20 protein-coding genes and 1 pseudogene are annotated in these 16,915 nt (G+C 70.6%); 3 read left to right on the top strand and 18 right to left on the bottom strand.

Features of this window, described 5'->3' with window-relative positions; translation table 11 throughout:
* The first annotated feature begins 3 nt into the window (after positions 1–3).
* Positions 4–942 carry a Ppx/GppA family phosphatase gene (locus FHR33_RS45025; RefSeq protein ID WP_183661517.1) on the top strand — a complete coding sequence of 313 codons (939 nt, stop codon included), beginning with the start codon at positions 4–6 and terminating at the stop codon, positions 940–942.
* Here the strand turns inward: FHR33_RS45025 and FHR33_RS45020 are convergent.
* Genes FHR33_RS45020 through FHR33_RS52295 form a run of 4 tightly spaced genes read right to left on the bottom strand, consistent with a single transcriptional unit; the run spans position 933 to position 2,397 of the window.
* A complete protein-coding gene (locus tag FHR33_RS45020; protein WP_183661516.1) occupies positions 933–1,124 on the bottom strand; it encodes a hypothetical protein in 192 nt (63 codons plus the stop codon). The two genes, FHR33_RS45025 and FHR33_RS45020, sit on opposite strands and share 10 nt — an antisense overlap.
* Positions 1,121–1,546 (bottom strand): ATP-binding protein, encoded by a 426-nt coding sequence (locus FHR33_RS45015; RefSeq protein WP_183661515.1) that lies wholly within the window; start codon positions 1,544–1,546, stop codon positions 1,121–1,123. Before FHR33_RS45015 ends, FHR33_RS45020 begins: the two co-directional genes overlap by 4 nt.
* 16 nt (positions 1,547–1,562) lie before the next feature.
* Positions 1,563–1,811, bottom strand: a complete 249-nt coding sequence (locus tag FHR33_RS45010) for a hypothetical protein (protein WP_183661514.1) — start codon at positions 1,809–1,811, stop codon at positions 1,563–1,565.
* A 28-nt stretch (positions 1,812–1,839) separates the two neighbouring features.
* Positions 1,840–2,397, bottom strand: a complete 558-nt coding sequence (locus FHR33_RS52295) for a TetR family transcriptional regulator (RefSeq protein WP_183661513.1) — start codon at positions 2,395–2,397, stop codon at positions 1,840–1,842.
* A gap of 120 nt (positions 2,398–2,517) precedes the next feature.
* Here FHR33_RS52295 and FHR33_RS53545 point away from each other — a divergent pair.
* Positions 2,518–3,833: pseudogene (locus FHR33_RS53545) on the top strand (MDR family MFS transporter).
* A gap of 9 nt (positions 3,834–3,842) precedes the next feature.
* Here the strand turns inward: FHR33_RS53545 and FHR33_RS44995 are convergent.
* Complete coding sequence (locus tag FHR33_RS44995; protein WP_183661512.1) at positions 3,843–4,340, bottom strand: GNAT family N-acetyltransferase; 498 nt, start codon at positions 4,338–4,340, stop codon at positions 3,843–3,845.
* A gap of 114 nt (positions 4,341–4,454) precedes the next feature.
* On the opposite strand from FHR33_RS44995, the gene hypF reads away from it, so the two are divergent.
* Complete coding sequence (gene hypF / locus FHR33_RS44990; RefSeq protein WP_183661510.1) at positions 4,455–6,728, top strand: carbamoyltransferase HypF; 2,274 nt, start codon at positions 4,455–4,457, stop codon at positions 6,726–6,728.
* A 109-nt stretch (positions 6,729–6,837) separates the two neighbouring features.
* On the opposite strand, the gene FHR33_RS44985 is transcribed toward hypF, so the two are convergent.
* The 13 genes from FHR33_RS44985 to FHR33_RS44930 form a co-directional block, all read right to left on the bottom strand.
* Positions 6,838–7,233: a hypothetical protein gene (locus FHR33_RS44985; protein ID WP_183661507.1), complete on the bottom strand. Its 396-nt coding sequence runs from the start codon at positions 7,231–7,233 to the stop codon at positions 6,838–6,840.
* A gap of 23 nt (positions 7,234–7,256) precedes the next feature.
* A complete protein-coding gene (hypE, locus tag FHR33_RS44980) occupies positions 7,257–8,471 on the bottom strand; it encodes a hydrogenase expression/formation protein HypE (RefSeq protein WP_312896063.1) in 1,215 nt (404 codons plus the stop codon).
* Positions 8,468–9,592: a hydrogenase formation protein HypD gene (gene hypD, locus FHR33_RS44975; protein WP_183661505.1), complete on the bottom strand. Its 1,125-nt coding sequence runs from the start codon at positions 9,590–9,592 to the stop codon at positions 8,468–8,470. Before hypD ends, hypE begins: the two co-directional genes overlap by 4 nt.
* Before the next feature lie 6 nt (positions 9,593–9,598).
* Positions 9,599–9,850 carry a HypC/HybG/HupF family hydrogenase formation chaperone gene (locus FHR33_RS44970; protein WP_312896062.1) on the bottom strand — a complete coding sequence of 84 codons (252 nt, stop codon included), beginning with the start codon at positions 9,848–9,850 and terminating at the stop codon, positions 9,599–9,601.
* The gene (locus FHR33_RS44965; RefSeq protein WP_183661501.1) at positions 9,825–10,217 is read right to left on the bottom strand and encodes a hydrogenase maturation nickel metallochaperone HypA/HybF; all 393 of its coding nucleotides are present in this window, start codon (positions 10,215–10,217) and stop codon (positions 9,825–9,827) included. Before FHR33_RS44965 ends, FHR33_RS44970 begins: the two co-directional genes overlap by 26 nt.
* 3 nt (positions 10,218–10,220) lie before the next feature.
* The gene (locus tag FHR33_RS53540) at positions 10,221–10,313 is read right to left on the bottom strand and encodes a DUF6893 family small protein (RefSeq protein ID WP_376773314.1); all 93 of its coding nucleotides are present in this window, start codon (positions 10,311–10,313) and stop codon (positions 10,221–10,223) included.
* A gap of 194 nt (positions 10,314–10,507) precedes the next feature.
* Positions 10,508–10,828: a hydrogenase maturation protease gene (locus FHR33_RS49495; protein ID WP_221242558.1), complete on the bottom strand. Its 321-nt coding sequence runs from the start codon at positions 10,826–10,828 to the stop codon at positions 10,508–10,510.
* Complete coding sequence (locus FHR33_RS44955) at positions 10,825–12,183, bottom strand: hypothetical protein (protein ID WP_183661499.1); 1,359 nt, start codon at positions 12,181–12,183, stop codon at positions 10,825–10,827. The genes FHR33_RS49495 and FHR33_RS44955 overlap by 4 nt, the downstream gene beginning before the upstream one ends.
* Complete coding sequence (locus tag FHR33_RS44950) at positions 12,180–12,827, bottom strand: DUF6084 family protein (protein ID WP_183661498.1); 648 nt, start codon at positions 12,825–12,827, stop codon at positions 12,180–12,182. The genes FHR33_RS44955 and FHR33_RS44950 overlap by 4 nt, the downstream gene beginning before the upstream one ends.
* Entirely contained in the window at positions 12,820–13,449 is a 630-nt protein-coding gene (locus FHR33_RS44945) for a DUF5947 family protein (protein WP_183661496.1), read from the bottom strand. The genes FHR33_RS44950 and FHR33_RS44945 overlap by 8 nt, the downstream gene beginning before the upstream one ends.
* Complete coding sequence (locus FHR33_RS44940; protein ID WP_183661494.1) at positions 13,446–14,009, bottom strand: NifU family protein; 564 nt, start codon at positions 14,007–14,009, stop codon at positions 13,446–13,448. The genes FHR33_RS44945 and FHR33_RS44940 overlap by 4 nt, the downstream gene beginning before the upstream one ends.
* Before the next feature lie 13 nt (positions 14,010–14,022).
* A complete protein-coding gene (locus FHR33_RS44935; RefSeq protein ID WP_183661492.1) occupies positions 14,023–15,810 on the bottom strand; it encodes a nickel-dependent hydrogenase large subunit in 1,788 nt (595 codons plus the stop codon).
* Positions 15,811–15,824: 14 nt separating this feature from the next.
* Positions 15,825–16,898 carry an NADH-quinone oxidoreductase subunit B family protein gene (locus FHR33_RS44930; RefSeq protein WP_183661490.1) on the bottom strand — a complete coding sequence of 358 codons (1,074 nt, stop codon included), beginning with the start codon at positions 16,896–16,898 and terminating at the stop codon, positions 15,825–15,827.
* Between the last annotated feature and the right edge of the window lie 17 nt (positions 16,899–16,915).

Here is a 16,915-nt window from a genome sequence, read left to right as displayed (position 1 = left end):
CCCATGCGACTAGGCGTTCTGGACATAGGGTCCAATACCGTCCATCTCCTGGTGGTGGACGCGCATAGAGGGGCCAGGCCGATCCCCGCCTCCTCCCACAAGGAGGAGCTGCGCCTGTCGGAGCACCTGGAGGACGACAACCGCCTGTCGGCGAGGGGCATCGCACGGCTGGGGGAGTTCGTCACCGAGGCGCTGGAGATCGCCGAGGACAAGGGCGTGGAGGACTTCATGGCCTTCGCCACCTCCGCGGTGCGCGACGCGGCCAACGGCGTGCAGGTGCTCGCCGAGATCAACGCCCGCTGCGGGGTGGACATCCAGGTGCTGTCGGGCAGGGACGAGGCCAGGCTGACCTTCCTGGCCGCGCGCCGCTGGTTCGGCTGGTCGTCGGGGCGGATGCTGACCCTCGACATAGGAGGCGGCTCGCTGGAGATCGCGGCGGGCATGGACGAGGAGCCCGATGTCGCCATCTCCCTCCCGCTGGGCGCGGGCAGGCTCACCCGCGACTGGCTGACCGCCGACCCGCCCACCGCCGACGAGGTGCGCAAGCTGCGCAAACACGTGCGCGCCGAGATCGGCCGCATGGTCGGCGACGTGGTCAGGTACGGCGAGCCGCACTGCGCGGTCGCCACCTCCAAGACCTTCAAGCAGCTGGCCAGGATCGCGGGGGCCAGGCCCTCCAACGAGGGCCTCTACGTCTCGCGCTCGCTCACCAGGGGCGCGATGGCCGAGTGGGCCGTCAAGCTGACCAGGATGACCGCCCAGGAGCGGGCCGCGCTGCCGGGCGTGTCCGAGGGGCGCGCGGCCCAGCTGGCCGCCGGCGCGATCGTGGCCGACGCGGTCATGGACCTGTTCGAGATCCGCGAGCTCGACCTGTGCCCGTGGGCGCTGCGGGAGGGGGTCATCCTGCGCCGGCTCGACCTGATGCCTGGCCTTCAGGGCTGAGAGTGCTCGCTGGGAAGAGACATCTCACTTGAAAGGCGCATGAGGTACCAGGAACCGGGCAGCGCACGATCCATGATCTGGACGCTGCTCAGCCTGGCCATCTCGCTGACGATCGTCTTCGGGCTCGTCGCGCTCGCCCTGATCATCATCTCCCTGATCGTCCTGGGGGCGCTGGCCGTCATGGCCGCTCTGTCGGCGAGGGAGCCTCGACGAAGCGCAGCCTCTTCTCCAGGCTGACGATCGTGCCGCGCTCCCTGCGGTGGGTGAAACGGATGTCGTCGGCCAGGGCCCGCATGATCTGCAGCCCACGCCCGTGCTCCGAGCCGGGCGTGGGCTCGCGCACCTGGTGTGGATCGAACCCCGCGCCGGTGTCGATCACCCTGATCACGCACCGGTCGTTGTAGACGCCGGCGCTCACGGTGTAGTCGTCACTCGGCGTCGCGTGTTTGATCACGTTGGCGCAGGCCTCGGAGAGCATGAGCTCGATGTCGTCCCTGATCGTCGGCATGACGCCGAGCGAGCGCAGGGTGCCGTCGAGCGTCTGCCTGATCACCGGGACGCTCGCCGCGTCCCTGGGCAGCCGCAGTGCGATGGTCGCCTCCACTGGGGGGACCCCTCTCCTAGATCTCGGGGATCTGTCCGACCGCGCGCTCCTCGCCCCTGTCCAGAATCATCTGGTTCAGGGTCTCGACGAGCTCTTCCTGTTCGTAGTCGCCGTCCGGCAGACGGTCGAAGTACGCCATGAGGTCGGCGGGCAGCTCCGCTGCCGTCATGCGCTCGTTGATCTCCAGGCGGCTCAGCCGTTCCTGGCCCGTGTAGAGGGCGTCGATGAGCTCCTTGACGTGTTCTGTCTCCTTCTTCTCGGTCATGGCATGCCCGTGCCCAAGACAGAGCGCCTCAATCGTCGCAGGGGCCTTCGAGGATCTCCAGCGCCACCTTCTTGGCGGCCGCTCGACGCTCGTCGTCGGTGACGTCGTAGTGGTGGGTCAGCCACATGGCAGCGTGGAGGGTGAACAGCGCCATGGAGCCGCGCAGCCTCACGTGGAGGGGGTCGTCGGGCGAGCTGAGCTCGGAGCTGAGCTCGATCATCCGCTCGCGCATCCGGTGAATGGTCGGATGGTCGCGCAGCGCGGTCTGGTTGCGTTCGAGAAAACGGGTGATCTCCTGGTGACGCGACTGCGAAAGCTGCGCGGCGTAGCGGACGACGAGCTCTCTGCGGGTCTCCGCGCTTCTGGGCTGCGAGCGCGCCCACCTGACGAGCTCCTCGGTCTCGGCCACCCTCATCTCGGCCAGGCTGGCGACGATGTCGTCCTTGGTCTTGAAGTGGTAGTAGAGGGCCGCCTTCGTGACGCCGAGCTCCTCGGCGATCTCGCGCAGGGACGTGGCCTCGTAGCCCTGTTCGATGAAGAGCCTGAGCGCGATCTCCTGGATCTTCGCCCGGGTGTCGTCGCGCATAACGGTCCTAATCGCTTGACGGCCGGCAAGTAAGACCTTAGCTTAGCCGTTGCTTGCCGGTCGGCAAGTAAGGGAGTGGCGAGATCGGGGAGTGAATCGGTGGAGCGACGGCGCGAGGTCATGGCGGTCCTGCCGGGCCTGATGGCCGCCATGGTGCTGGCGATGCTCGACAACATGATCGTGGGCACCGCCATGCCGCGCATCGTCGAGGAGCTGGGCGGCCTGACCCATCTGTCCTGGGTCGTCACCGCATACGTCCTGGGGACGACGGTCTCGACCCCCATCTGGGGCAAGATCGGTGACCTGTACGGGCGCAAGAACATCTTCATGGGCTCGATCGTGCTCTTCATGCTCGGCTCGGTGCTGTGCGGCATGGCGGGCTCGTCCATGCTGGGCGGCCCCGAGGACGGCATGACCCAGCTCATCGCCTTCCGCGCGCTGCAGGGCCTGGGCGCGGGCGGTCTCATGGTCAACGCGATGGCCATCATCGGCGACCTGGTCCCGCCGCGCGAGCGCGGCCAGTACCAGGGCGTGATGGCGGGCGTCATGTCCCTGGCGATGATCGCCGGGCCGCTGGTCGGCGGTTTCAGATCCTCGGCCTGGCCGCGCTGGCCGTGGTCAGCATCGCCGTCTTCATCCCGGTCGAACGCCGCGCCGCCGAGCCGATCATGCCGCTGCAGCTGTTCCGCAACCGCAACTTCACGCTGATCTCGGCCGTCGGCTTCCTGCTCGGTTTCGCGATGTTCGGCGCCATCAACTTCCTGCCGCTCTACCAGCAGACCGTGCAGGGCGCCACGGCGACCAACTCGGGCCTGCTGCTGCTGCCGATGATGGCCGCGGCGATGGTCGTGTCGCTGTTCGTCGGCAGGGCGATCACCAAGACCGGCAGGTACAAGCTCTATCCCGTGCTCGGCGGCGTGATCATGGCGGTGGGGATGTTCCTGCTGTCGCTCATGGGCGTGGAGACCCCCTCGTGGCAGACCGGCGTCTTCATCGCCGTCCTGGGCCTCGGCATGGGCTTCCTGATGCAGACCACGATGCTGATCGCGCAGAACAGCGTCGAGCAGAAAGACCTCGGCGTCGCCAGCAGCGCCTCCACCTTCTTCCGCTCCATCGGCGGCTCGTTCGGCGTCTCGCTGTTCGGCGCGATCTTCAACAACCAGCTGTTGTCGGGCCTGACCGACAGGTTCGGCGCGCGGACGGCCGACGAGGTCGTCGCCTCGGGCGGCAGGATGGACGCCTCCTCGCTCGGCCAGCTGACGCCGCAGGTGCGCACCGGCTTCCTGGCGGCGCTGGCCGACGCGATCTCGGGCATCTTCTGGTGGGCGATCCTCTTCGCGGTCGTGGTGCCGCTGCTGGCCGCCTTCATCAAGGAGATCCCGCTGCGCGGCGGACCCGGCGAGGAGGAGAAGCTGAAGGCCGCGCTCACCGACTGAGGCGAGCCGTCACCCGGTGAGGTCGAGCTGCATCAGCTCGGTGTCGACCCAGCGGCCGAGCTTGAAGCCGACCCCCTTCAGGCGGCCCGCGGGCTCGAATCCGAACGAGCGGTGCAGCGCGGCCGAGCCCTGCTCGCCCGTGTCGGCGATCACCGCCACCACCTGGCGCACCCCGGCCTTGGCGCAGCGCGGCAGCAGCTCGCCCAGCAGCGCCCTGCCAAGCCCCCTCCCCGTACGGCCGGGCGCCAGGTAGATCGAGTCCTCCACCGAGTGGCGGTAGGCGGGCTTGGGCCGCCACTGGCTCGCGTAGGCGTAGCCGGCCACCTCGCCCTCGACGTCGGCCACCAGGAACGGCAGGCCGCGCCCGTCCAGCTCCCTCAGGCGCTCCTCCCAGAAGGCCGCCTCCGGCGCGACCTCGTCGAAGGTGATGACGCTGGTGGCGACGTAGTGGGCGTAGATGGCGGCGACCTCGGCCAGGTCCGCGGCGGTGGCGGGACGGATCGTCATCCGCCCAGCCTAGAACCACGGGCGCGCGGCGCCGAAACCGTCACCAGGGCTCAGCCTGCCGGGACGTGACAGGCCCCCTTCTCTCCGTCACGGCTCCCGGCGGACAATGAGGAGATGAGCAGGCGTGTCCGCGCCGTGGTCCTGGTCGAAGGCGTCGTGCAGGGGGTCGGATTCCGGCCCTTCGTGTACGGCCTGGCCACCGGGCTCGGCCTCGACGGGCTGGTGGGCAACGACGAGCGCGGCGTCTTCATCGAGGTCGAGGGCGCCCCCTCCACCGTCGAGGAGTTCCTGACGACACTCAGGAAGAGCCCGCCCCCGCTGGCGCTGGTCGAGCGGATCAGCTCGGGGCTGGTTCCCGCCACGGGCGAGGCCGGGTTCGTCATCTCCGGCAGCGCCACGGGCGGGCCGCGGCGCGCGCTCGTCTCCCCTGACGTGGCCACCTGCGCCGACTGCCTGCGTGAGATGGGCGACCCGGCCGATCGCAGGTACGGCTACGCCTTCACCAACTGCACCAACTGCGGTCCCCGCTTCACGATCGTGCACGGCGTGCCGTACGACAGGCCGAACACCACGATGGCCGCCTTCGCGATGTGCGCTGACTGCGCGCGGGAGTACCACGATCCGGCCGACCGGCGCTTCCACGCCCAGCCGGTGTGCTGCCCCGCCTGCGGGCCCCGGCTGCGCCTGCTCGACAGCGGCGGCGAGGAGATCGCGGGCGATCCCGTGGAGGGAACGGCGCGCCTGCTGGGCCGTGGCGGCGTCCTGGCCGTCAAGGGGCTCGGTGGCTACCATCTGGCGGCGCTCGCCGCCCGCGCGGACGCCGTCACGGCGCTGCGCGAACGCAAGCACAGGGAGGACAAGCCGTTCGCCGTCATGGTGCCCGACCTGGACGCGGCCCGCCGGCTGTGCGACGTCGACGCGGCCGAGGAGGCCCTGCTCACCTCGCGGGCCCGCCCGATCGTGCTGCTGCGCAGGCGCGCCGACGCGGAGGTGGCGCCGCTGGTGGCGCCCGGTAACCGGTGGCTCGGGCTGATGCTGCCCTACACCCCGCTGCACCACCTCCTGCTCGGCAGGCTCGGCACGCCGATCGTGCTGACCAGCGGCAACGTCTCCGACGAGCCGATCGTGTACCTCGACGAGGACGCCGTACCCCGCCTCGGCGGCATCGCCGACGCCTTCCTCACCCACGACCGCCCCATCCACATGCGCACCGACGACTCCGTGGTCCGCGCCTTCCGCGGCGAGGACCTGCCGATCCGGCGCTCCAGGGGGTACGTCCCCCACCCGCTCACCCTGGCCCGGCCCGTCCCCCGGACCGTCCTCGGCTGCGGCGCCGAGCTGAAGCACACCTTCTGCCTGGCGAGGGACGGCCACGCCTTCGTCTCCCACCACATCGGCGACCTGGAGAACTACGAGACGCTGCGCTCCTTCACCGAGGGGGTCGACCACTTCGCGCGGGTGTTCGACCTCGCTCCCGAGGTGGTCGCCCACGACCTGCACCCGGAGTACCTGTCCACCAAGTACGCGCTCGCCAGGCAAGGGGTCGACCTCGTCGGGGTGCAGCACCATCACGCGCACATCGCCTCGTGCCTGGCCGACAACGGCGTGGCGGGGCCGGTGATCGGCGTGGCCTTCGACGGTCTCGGCTACGGCGAGGACGCGACGCTGTGGGGCGGCGAGTTCCTGGTGGCGGACGTGGCCGGCTTCACGAGGGCCGGTCGGCTGGCGACGGTGCCGATGCCGGGCGGCGCGGCGGCGATCAGGCAGCCCTGGCGCATGGCCGCCGCCCACCTCGACGCCGCCTACGAGGGCGACGTGCCCGCCGACCTCGCTGTCGTACGGCGCAACGCCGACCGGTGGGAGGCCGTCGTCGCGCTCGCCCGCCGGGGTGTCAGCGCGCCCCTCACCTCCAGCATGGGCAGGCTGTTCGACGCCGTCGCGACGATCGTCGGAGGCCGCGACGCGATCACCTACGAGGGTCAGGCGGCCATCGAGCTGGAGCAGTGGGCCGACCAGACGGAGGACGGCGCCTACGGCTGCCGCCTGGTGGGACGGGAGCCGTTCGTCGTGCCCTGCGCCGAGCTGGTTCGCGCGGTCGTCGAGGACCTGAGGGCGGGCACGGCCACGGCGGTGATCGCCGCCCGCTTCCACAACGCGATCGCGCACGTCGTCGCCGACGGGTGCGCCCACCTCAGGGACGCCGGCGGGCCGGCCACCGTGGCGCTGTCGGGCGGGGTGTTCCAGAACCTCCTGCTGCTCGGCCGGGCCACGGCCCTGCTGGAGGCGCGCGGGTTCCGCGTCCTGACCCACCACAGGGTGCCGCCGAACGACGGCGGGATCAGCCTCGGCCAGGCGGCCGTCGCCGCCGCCCGTGACCGGCTCCGCTGAAGCGACGCCGAATCGTGCCGGAGACGTGCAGGCGCCAGCGGGCGTCCCGCGGCGGCGCGCCGAAGCCGGGCGGCCACGGCGGGACGCCCGTGGGGCCGTGACGGGCCGGTCAGCCGCCCTGATCGCCAGGAGGCAGGGTCGGGCTCTCCTCGTCCTCCGGTTCCTGCGCACCGACGCCCGTGGCGTCCTCGGGGGTGGACGTGCCGTAGGGGCGCTGCGACTCGCCCTTGACGCCGACGGTCTCCCTTCCGGCCTCCTGCTCCTCCTGGGCGATCTCCTCGCCCTGCCTGCTCGGGCTCTGACCGACGCCCTGCGGCGAGCGCGCCTCGGTATCGGTGGAGGAGACGCCTGCCTGCTCCTCCTCGGACGACTCGCGTCCTGGGCCGGGCGAGCCTGCCGCCTCGGGCTGGAAGGCGCGGTCGCCGGCCTGGGCGGCCTCCTCGCTCCCATGCCCGACGTCGGGCGCGTAGCCGTGCTGGTCCTCCGGTTCGCGGGATTCGGTCATGGTCAGCACCTCCGTCTTAAGGTTCAGCAGATGCGGGGGAGTGGGTCGCCGACCAGCAGGTCGACGATGCGGGTGCCGCCGAAGGCGGTCTTCAGCAGCACGAGCCCGGGTGGGTCGTCCTTGACGTGGCCGATGAGTGCGGCTCCCTCGCCCAGCGGGTGCGCGCGCAGGGCTGCCAGGGCGGTGCCGGCCGCCGCGCCGTCCACGACGACGACCATCCGGCCCTCGCAGGCGACGTAGAGCGGGTCGATGCCGAGCAGCTCGCAGGCGCCGCGCACGCCGGGCCGTACCGGAATGGCCTCCTCGTCGACGACCACGGCCACGCCGGAGGCGCGCGCGATCTCGTTGAGGATCGTCGCGACGCCGCCCCTGGTGGCGTCCCGCAGGCAGCGCACCCCGTCGGCGCCCGAGGAGCAGGCGTCGAGCAGCGCGGCGACCAGGCCGTTCAGCGCGGCGGTGTCGGACGTCAGGTCGGCCTCGATGTCCAGCTCGCCCCTGGCCAGCATGATGGTGACGCCGTGCTCGCCGATCGGCCCCGACACCAGGACCGCGTCGCCGGGACGCGCGCTCGCCACCCCCAGCCTGATCGGCCGGTCCAGCAGGCCGACGCCCGCGGTGTTGACGTAGCAGCCGTCCGCCTTGCCCTTCTGCACGACCTTGGTGTCGCCTGTGACGATCAGGACGCCCGCCGCGGACGCCGCCGAGGCCATGGAGGCGGTGATGCGCCTGAGGCCCTCGACGGGGAAGCCCTCCTCCAGCACGAAGCCCGCCGACAGGTACAGCGGGCGGGCCCCGCAGACCGACAGGTCGTTGACGGTGCCGTTGACGGCCAGGTCGCCGATGTCGCCCCCGGGGAAGAACAGCGGGGACACCACGTAGGAGTCCGTGGTGAAGGCGAGGCGGGTGCCGCCGACCTCCAGCAGCGCCCCGTCCTCGAGCGGTTCGAGCAGCGGGTTGCGGAACGTCTCCAGGAAGACGGCCTCCACCAGGGTCTGCGTCGCCTTGCCTCCCGAGCCGTGGGCCATGGTGATGTGCTCCTCCTTCACCCTGGCCTTGCGGCGGCGCGCCCTGTCGATCCGTTCGAGTACCTGCTCCTCGCGACTGGGCCCCTCGGCCTCGGCCGCGTGCTCGCGCACGGCCGCCTCGGCCCAGTCGGCGGTCCCCCCGATGCTGGTTCCGCCGAGGTCCGTCCCTCCGAGGCCGGTTCTGTCGGTGCCCGTCCCCTCGATGCCGGTCACCTGGTCGCCTCCCTCACCCGCTCACGGGAGAAGCGGCCGAAGTTGTAGTAGGCGGCGCAGGCCCCCTCGGAGGAGACCATGCAGGTGCCGATCGGCGTCTCCGGCGTGCAGGCCGTACCGAACACCTTGCACTCCCACGGCTTCAGCACGCCCTTGAGCACCTCGCCGCACTGGCAGGCCTTCGGGTCGGCCACCCGGCTGCCGGGGATCTCGAAGATCTGCTCGGCGTCGAAGGCGGCGTACTTCTCCCTGACCTTCAGCGCGGAGTGCGAGATGAAGCCGAGGCCGCGCCACTCGAAGTACGGCCGCAGCTCCATCACCTCGCTGATGACCCTGAGCGCCTTGAGGTTGCCCGCCCACGGCACGACGCGCGCGTACTGGTTCTCCACCTCCGAACGCCCCTCGGCCAGCTGCACCAGCAGCATGTAGATCGACTGGAGGATGTCCAGCGGCTCGAAGCCCGCCACGACCAGCGGCTTGCCGTAGTCGCGGGCGATGAACTCGTACGGCCGGCAGCCGATGATCGTCGACACGTGCCCGGGCCCGATGAACCCGTCCAGCCGCAGGTCGGGGGAGTCCAGGATCGCCTTGATGGCGGGGATGACGGTCACGTGGTTGCAGAAGACCGAGAAGTTGCCGATGCCCTCGGCCGCCGCCCTCAGCACGGTCATCGCGGTGGAGGGCGCCGTGGTCTCGAAGCCGATGGCCATGAAGACCACGTGCTTGTCCGGGTTCTGCCTGGCCACCTTGAGCGCGTCCAGCGGGGAGTAGACCATGCGGATCGCGGCGCCCTGGGCCATGGAGTCGAAGAACGAGCCGCGCCCTCCGGGCACCCGCATCATGTCGCCGAAGGAGGTCATGACGACCTCGGGTTGCTCGGCGATGTGGATGGCGTCGTCCACGCGCCCCATCGGGATGACGCAGACCGGACAGCCGGGGCCGTGCACCAGCGTGATGGACTCGGGCAGGTAGTCCTCGAGACCGTGCTTGTAGATGGTGTGGGTGTGGCCGCCGCACACCTCCATGAACTTGTACGACCTGCCGGGCTCGCACAGGCTCGCGATCTTCGCGGAGAGGGCACGGGCCTTCTCGGCGTCGCGGTACTCGTCGACGAAGCGCATCACGCCTCACCTCCGGTCGATCGATGATTCGCGGAGCGCCGCCAGCTCGTCGTCGTAGGCCTGGCCGATGCCCTCCAGGAAGTCCAGCGCGGCCCTGGCCTCCTCCTCGTCGATCTTCGACAGCGCGAAGCCGACGTGGATGAGGATCCAGTCGCCGGGCTGGAGCCGTTCGTTCTCCAGCAGGCCGATGTTGATCGCCCGCCGTACCCCGCTGACGTCGACCTTCGCCAGGTCAGCGTGGTCTGGCAGGATCTCCACGATCTCGCCGGGGATTCCCAGGCACATGATGTCCCTCCGCCATCTGGATGGATTCGAGGATCAGCTCGTCGCCTCCCCGCAGGTCGACGTCGGCGCCGCCGCAGGCGCCGCACACGGCCAGCGCGTCGGCCGTGTCCTCCTCGCGGCCGCAGGTCCTGCAGGTGAGCTGGACGGGCACCACGACCAGGTCGATCGTGGCCCCGTCGGCGACCGTTCCCTGCGCGACCAGGGAGAAGGCCTGGTCGAGGGCGGGCCCTGTGATCCGGAGCAGCGTCCCGGCACGGACCCTGACGTGGGCCACCCGGCGTCCCGCGGCGCGGCGTTCGACCGCGTCGAGCACCGAGGTGGCGATGCCGAACTCATGCACCGCTCACATCTCCCGGATCTTGAGGTAGCGCTTGATGTCGGGCAGGGACTGCCACACCAGGACGGCTATCCCGGCCACCACCACTACGATCAGCACGCGTTTGAGCATCGTTGACCCCTCCTTGTTGGTCCGGCGCGAGCAGGTCGCGAACGAGGCCGGCGGCGTAGGGCACGGCCCGCGCCACCGCCTCGCTGAGCTCCATGCCCGGCGAGTTGTCGGCGGGCTGGCAGCCGACGAGCAGGATCCGGCCGGTCGTGACGCCGAACGCGCGGAGCAGGCCGAAGATCGCGTCAGGTGTCATGCCGTGGGCGTCGGTGAGCGCCCCCCGCGCGAACACGTCGTCCACGGGGGCCGGCTTCGTCGAGCGACGGTTCGAGGACCGCCAGCGTTCCCGGCGGCTCGTCCATGGGCACCGCGTCGACCAGGATCACCTCGTCGTAGCCGGCCAGCAGCTCGTAGGCCAGGTGGATGCCGCGGATCCCGAAGTCGGCCACGACCACGCCGTCCGGCAGGCCGGCCTCCGACAGCAGCCGCCCGGCGACCTCGACGCCGAAGCCGTCGTCGCCGAGGAAGACGTTGCCGACCCCCGCCACCAGGACCTTGCGGCTCATCCGTCCTCCTTCCCGCCCGCGAGGGGCTCGACCTCGTCGGGGGAGAAGTAGAGGAAGCGGCCCTGCTCGCGTTGCAGATCGGCCCCGGGATCGTCGTCCAGCGTCACTGCCAGGTGGCGGACGCCGTCCACGTCGAGGAAGACCGCCTCGACCGTCGCGCTGCGGCCTGCGAGGAACATGTCGTGGGCGTCGGCCCGCCGCGCGCGCGAGGTGCCGCGCCCGGGCAGCAGGCGCACTCCGCTGCCTCTGGACAGGGTTACTCCGTCGACCACCACGCTGTCGGTCCCGGGGGACACCGCCGTGTCGGCGCCAGGATCCCACCAGGGCACGCTCTCCCGCTCGAAGGGGCGCAGGTGGTGGACGCCGCCGTGCAGGCGTGCGAGCACCTCGGGCGGCAGGTCGCCGACCCTGTCGATGATCTCGGCGGCTCGCGGGTCGGTCGCTCTGGCCTCGCGTTTCTCCTCCTCGGTGAGGGTGAGCGTGCGCAGGCTGAGCAGCTCGTCGATCTCGGTCGAGTCGAACAGCTCGCCCGGGCTCTCCTGCGCGATGGACGGGTAGTCGTACAGGATGATCGGCGCCGACAGCATGACGTCCCGCCGTCCCTCCTCGCCGGCGAGCACCGGCCAGGTGCGCACGTTCTCGCACGACCGCGCCGCCGTCGCCGCCCACGCGGGCGGGTCGAGCAGGGACACGAACGATCCCCCCTCGACGGCGAGCAGCGTGTGCGCGGCGATCAGCGAGCAGCGCAGAGCCTCGTCGCGCGGCGCGTCGGGATCGGCCCACGCCGTGGTGTTCTCCACCCGCACGCGCAGCTTCACCAGCCCGTACGGCCCGTCGATCCGCTCGGCCCGCACGGCCAGCACCGCGTCGATGCGCCGGTCCTCGCGCACGATCCGGCCTGCCGGAGCGCCGGGCGGGGCGGGCAGCCGCTCCACCGTGCGCGCCGCGTCGTGCCTCACCTCGTGGATCCGCTCCGAGGCGAGCACCTCGGCCAGCGGCACCACCATGTCGTGCTCCCGCTCGACGCTCTCGTCGAAGGTCAGGTACGTCTCACCGGCGACCTCGAGCGCGGGGACCGGACGGTGGCCCGCGCCCTCGGCGCGTTCGACGGTCCTCGAGCGGACCTGAAGGAAACGCAGCCCGATCCGCAGGACGGCGTCCTCTGAGGCCTCGAGCAGGCACTCGGTCCTGCAGGCCGCATGCTCGGCCGTCGCGGTGTAGGCGGGCGGCACCAGGACCCCGAACTGCCAGCGCGCCTGGTTCTTGGTGGCCGAGGCCCGGTAGGGATAGAGCAGGTAGCCCTCGTAGAGCACCGCGTCGGCGACCCTGCGGGCGATCTCCATCGACGCGCTCATGGCGCCGCCTCCGACGCCCTGGCCCTGGCCAGGAGCGCCTCCATGGTGTCGTCCCACGTGGCGAGCGCGTGGGCGGACTTGAAGCGGTGCAGGTCGCGCAGCGTGTCCGTGCGCAGCCGCAGCCATCCCTCTCCAGGGAAGTAGCGGTCCATCAGCTCCCGCCAGAGCGGCACGGGCAGCCGGTGGCGGGTCTCGCGGTCCCACGGCACCTGCTCGACGGAGAAGCCGGTGGGCGTCCTGACGAACACCGTGCCGCTGAAGAGCAGGAGGAGCGGGATCTCGCCCCCGTCGAGGGCGGCGAAGTACTTGCCCGCCGCCACTTCCAGGTCGTAGGTGACCGGCACCGGCAGGTCGATCTCCGTCACCCCGGTGAACCCCGGGACCATGGTGGAGACGAGCGCGAACTGCAGGGGCCTGAGCGTCTCACCCCAGCGGGAGGGCTCGCCGAACAGGTCGGCGAGCAGCTCGGACTCCGCGCCGGAGTAGCGGCGGCGCTGCGGCTCGATGCGGATCTGGCAGCGCAGCGCGACAGCGTGCACGGCGCCTCCGCCCGCATCGGTGATCCGCAGCGGGAAGCACAGCGTCGGCGCCGCCGCGAACCGGTCGGCGCGGGCGTCGAGGCAGGAGAAGCCGAGGTCAGTCATGATCGGCTCGCAACTCGTCGCTGCGCGCCCGCAACCTCTCGAAGAAGGCGTCGATGGCCTGCCAGACCTCCTGGCCGCCGTCGAAGCCCTTCCACCGGGTCCTGACCAGCCCGACCAGCTCATAGCAGGCGTCGATCGGCACGAGATGGCACACGAAGCCGTCCGCCCGCCGGTCGACGAGCAGCGCCTCGACGTCGGCGGCGACGCCGGCGAGCCCGGGGTTGGCCGCCATGACCCTCTCCCACGTGGGCAGCGGCAGCTCCGACTCGGTGGCCCCGCCGGGGCTCGGGTAGAAGGCGACCGTACGGCCCAGGGCGGAGTTGCGGAAGAAGAACGCCATCCGCACCGGTATCTGCAGCTCGTCCCAGTCGGCGGACGACAGGGCGAAGCGCGGCGCGTACAGGTAGCGATCGGGCACCGCCAGGTACCTGCCCTGCGCAGCGCCCGGCACGGTGAACAGCAGGTAGCAGCTCTTGCACGCGCAGAGCAGGGCGCGGCTCTCCACGTTCACCACGTGCCCGTGCCCGGCCTCGATCGGCTCGGCGCACATCTCGCAGCACTCGCCGGCTGCGGGGGCGTCGGCGGGGCGGGGCTCGCGGAAACGGCGCAGTCCGGTGCTCATGCCGCACTCTCCGGCACCGGACACGGGCCCGGCGGCCGGCGTGTCTCGATCTGGTACAGCTGCGTGTCCGGTTCGGCCACGCCGTCCACCTCGACCCCTGCCACCTCCGGCGCGGCCCGCGCGATCGCCTGCTCGATCGCCGTCGTCACCGTGACCCGCGAGGAGGGGCAGCCGTGGCAGGTGCCGGCCAGGCGCAGCCGTACGACGCCTGTCTCCTCGACGCCCACCAGCTCCACGTCCCCCGCGTGGCTGCCGAGATAGGGCCTGACGCTCTCGAGCGCCGCGAGCACGCGCTCCTCCGTGCTCAGCGGGTGCAGGTCGTGCACCACGAGCAGGCCGCCGACGAGCTCGTCCTCGGCGATCCTGCGGAGCGTCTCGGCCTGTTCGCCGTCCGTGACGATCTCCATGATGCGCTCGAGCGCCGCGCCGTACAGCTCGACCAGCACGCGCACGAGCTCCTCGGCCTTGTCGCGCGTGGCCTTGTCGCTGAGCGCGGTCAGCTCGGCGAGCAGGCTCTCCACGCGCTCGCCGGCCGTGCGGGCGCCGAGGGTCTCAGGCATCGCCCCCTCCCCGTCAGGACCCGCCGAAGGCGTGCGGGGTGTGCAGCTTGCGCAGCTGCCTGCCGCCGCCGAGGTACATGTGGACCCCGCACGGCAGGCACGGGTCGAAGCTGCGGACCGTGCGCATGATGTCGATGCCCTTGAAGTCCTCCCTGGCGTTCTCCTCGAAGATCGGCGTGTTCTGCACGGCGTCCTCGTAGGGGCCTGGCGTGCCGTACGAGTCGCGGACGCTGGCGTTCCACGGGGTCGGCGGGTACGGGTGGTAGTTGGCGATCTTCCCGTTCCTGATCACCATGTGGTGGGACAGCACCCCGCGCACGGCCTCGGTGAAGCCGCAGCTGATGGCCTCCTCGGGCACCGTGAACGGCGACCACGTCTGGGTGTGGCCCGCGCGCACCTCGGCCAGCGCCTGCTCGACGAAGTACAGCGCGCAGGCGGCGGCGTACGCCTGGAAGTAGGTCCTGGCCCTGTTGCGTTCGAGGGTGTTGGAGTACAGCTCGCCGCCACGTTCGGGGATCTTCCACTCGAACGTCCGCTCCGGCCTGGTGGCCGAGCGCGGCAGGTTGATGACCACGCTGTGTCCCGTGGCCTTGACGTAGCCGATGTCGACGAGGCCGGACAGCGCGGTCGACCACAGCCGGGCGATGGGCCCGCCGCCGGTGTCGAGCGCGAGATGGTTCGTGCCGTCGAACCAGCGGGGCGACATGACCCAGCTGTACTGGTCGGTGAAGTCGCGTTTGCGCGGGTGCGGGATCGTGTGCTGGTTCCACGGGTGGCGGATGTCGACCGGATTGCCGAGCGGGTCCTGTGTGACGAACGGCTCCTGGTCCTCCCAGTCGTCGTAGTAGGAGCTGCCCAGCAGGATCCTGATCCCGAGGTTGATGTCGACCAGGTCGTTGGTGACCACCTTCCCGTCCACGATCACGCCGGGGGTCACGTACATCCGCCGGCCCCAGTCGCTCATGTTCCGGTAGGTGAAGTCGCAGTGCTCGGGGTCGTTGAGGCTGCCCCAGCAGGCGAGCAGCACCCGCCGCCTGCCGACCTGCTCGTAGCCGGGGATGGCATCGTAGAAGAAGTCGAAGAGGTCGTCGTGCATGGGCACCACGCGCTTCAGGAACTCCACGTAGCGCATGAGCCTGGTCAGGTAGTCGGTGAACAGCTGCACGGTGGCGACGGTGCCGACCCCGCCGGGGTAGAGCGTGGAGGGGTGCACGTGCCTGCCCTCCATCAGGCAGAACATCTCCCGCGTGGTACGGCTCACCTGCAGCGCCTCGCGGTAGAACTCGCCCTCCAGCGGGTTCAGCGAGCGCATGATGTCGGCGATGGTCCTGTAGCCGTGCTCTCCCGCGTGCGGCGCCTCCGTGCGCTCGGCCTGCTGGAGCACCCCCGGGTTGGTCTCGCGGACCATCTTCTCGCAGTAGTCCACCCCGACCAGGTTCTCCTGGAAGATGTTGTGGTCGAACATGTACTCGGCCGACTCGCCGAGGTTGATGATCCACTCACCGAGGTGCGGCGGCCGCACGCCGTAGGCCATGTTCTGGTTGTAGACCGAGCACGTCGCGTGGTTGTCGCCGCAGATGCCGCAGATCCTGCTGGTGATGAAGTGCGCGTCCCTGGGGTCCTTGCCCTTCATGAAGATGCTGTAGCCGCGGAAGATCGACGAGGTGCTGTAGCACTCGGCGACCGTCCTGTTCTTGAAGTCCACCTTGGCGTAGATGCCCAGGCTTCCGACGATCCTGGTGATCGGATCCCATGCCATCTCGACGAGTTCGTCGCCGGTCTGCTGTGGTGTGGTCGTCATGTCAGCCTCGCTGGTTACCAAGGGGCCTTGTAGCCCGTGAGCAGCTCGCGGCCCTTCTTGCGCCACTTGGGTTCCTTGTCGAGCGTCCGGAGGGTGAACTCGCGCAGCGAGCGGATCAGCACGCCGTACGCGCCGCTGGCCGTCGCGGAGATCCTGGCGCCCGGTGGCTCGTCCATGAAGGGCATGAACTTGTCGGGGAAGCCGGGCATCGTGCAGGCGATGCAGATGCCGCCCACGTTGGGGCAGCCGCCGACGCCGTTGATCCAGCCCCGCTTGGGGACGTTGCACTTCACGACCGGTCCCCAGCAGCCGATCTTGACCAGGCACTTCGGCGAGCCGTACTCGGTGGCGAACTGGCCCTGCTCGTAGTAGCCGGCCCTGTCGCAGCCCTCGTGGACGGTCTGACCGAACAGCCACGTGGGGCGCAGCGCCTCGTCCAGCGGGATCATCGGCGCCTGCCCTGCGACCTGGTAGAGCAGGTAGAGGATGGTCTCGGACAGGTTGTCCGGCTGGATCGGGCAGCCCGGCACGTTGACGATCGGCAGGCCCGCCTTCGACTTCCAGTCCCAGCCCAGGTAGTCGGCGACGCCCATGGCGCCGGTCGGGTTGCCCGCCATCGCGTGGATGCCGCCGTAGGTGGCGCAGGTACCCGCGGCCAGGATCGCCGTCGCCTTGGGCGCGAGGCGGTCGAGCCACTCGCTGGTGGTCATGGGCTGCCCGGTGTCGGGGTTGTTGCCGAACCCGCACCAGTAGCCCTCCTGCTTGATCGACTCGTTGGGAATCGACCCCTCGACCACCAGCACGAACGGATCCAGCTCGCCGCGGTCGGCCTTGTAGAACCACTCGATGAAGACGTCGGCGCCCTGCATCGGACCGCACTCGAAGTCGATCAGCGGCCAGTGCACGGCGACCTTGGGCAGGCCGGGAAGCGCTCCCAGCACGATCTCCTCGATGCTCGGCTGGGTGGCGGCGGTGAGCGCGACGGAGTCGCCGTCGCAGCTCAGCCCCGCGTTGATCCACAGAATATGGACAACCGGTTCGTCCTGCGTCTGTGATGTGCTCTGTTGCGACTCCGTCGGCGCGCTCATGCGCCTCACCACCCTCG

This window comes from Nonomuraea dietziae (assembly GCF_014195505.1).
In the GTDB taxonomy this organism is placed as follows: Bacteria; Actinomycetota; Actinomycetes; order Streptosporangiales; family Streptosporangiaceae; genus Nonomuraea; species Nonomuraea roseola.
This window is presented reverse-complemented; position numbering and strand designations above follow the sequence as displayed.

Bases quoted from the DNA above. Each gene is read 5' to 3' on its own strand.
- FHR33_RS45025 (WP_183661517.1), top strand. From the start codon at position 4: ATGCGACTAGGCGTTCTGGACATAGGGTCCAATACCGTCCATCTCCTG.
- FHR33_RS45020 (WP_183661516.1), bottom strand. From the start codon at position 1,124: ATGACGGCCAGCGCCCCCAGGACGATCAGGGAGATGATGATCAGGGCG.
- FHR33_RS45010 (WP_183661514.1), bottom strand. From the start codon at position 1,811: ATGACCGAGAAGAAGGAGACAGAACACGTCAAGGAGCTCATCGACGCC.
- FHR33_RS52295 (WP_183661513.1), bottom strand. From the start codon at position 2,397: ATGCGCGACGACACCCGGGCGAAGATCCAGGAGATCGCGCTCAGGCTC.
- FHR33_RS44995 (WP_183661512.1), bottom strand. From the start codon at position 4,340: ATGACGATCCGTCCCGCCACCGCCGCGGACCTGGCCGAGGTCGCCGCC.
- hypF (WP_183661510.1), top strand. From the start codon at position 4,455: ATGAGCAGGCGTGTCCGCGCCGTGGTCCTGGTCGAAGGCGTCGTGCAG.
- FHR33_RS44985 (WP_183661507.1), bottom strand. From the start codon at position 7,233: ATGACCGAATCCCGCGAACCGGAGGACCAGCACGGCTACGCGCCCGAC.
- hypD (WP_183661505.1), bottom strand. From the start codon at position 9,592: ATGCGCTTCGTCGACGAGTACCGCGACGCCGAGAAGGCCCGTGCCCTC.
- FHR33_RS49495 (WP_221242558.1), bottom strand. From the start codon at position 10,828: ATGAGCCGCAAGGTCCTGGTGGCGGGGGTCGGCAACGTCTTCCTCGGC.
- FHR33_RS44955 (WP_183661499.1), bottom strand. From the start codon at position 12,183: ATGAGCGCGTCGATGGAGATCGCCCGCAGGGTCGCCGACGCGGTGCTC.
- FHR33_RS44950 (WP_183661498.1), bottom strand. From the start codon at position 12,827: ATGACTGACCTCGGCTTCTCCTGCCTCGACGCCCGCGCCGACCGGTTC.
- FHR33_RS44945 (WP_183661496.1), bottom strand. From the start codon at position 13,449: ATGAGCACCGGACTGCGCCGTTTCCGCGAGCCCCGCCCCGCCGACGCC.
- FHR33_RS44940 (WP_183661494.1), bottom strand. From the start codon at position 14,009: ATGCCTGAGACCCTCGGCGCCCGCACGGCCGGCGAGCGCGTGGAGAGC.
- FHR33_RS44935 (WP_183661492.1), bottom strand. From the start codon at position 15,810: ATGACGACCACACCACAGCAGACCGGCGACGAACTCGTCGAGATGGCA.
- FHR33_RS44930 (WP_183661490.1), bottom strand. From the start codon at position 16,898: ATGAGCGCGCCGACGGAGTCGCAACAGAGCACATCACAGACGCAGGAC.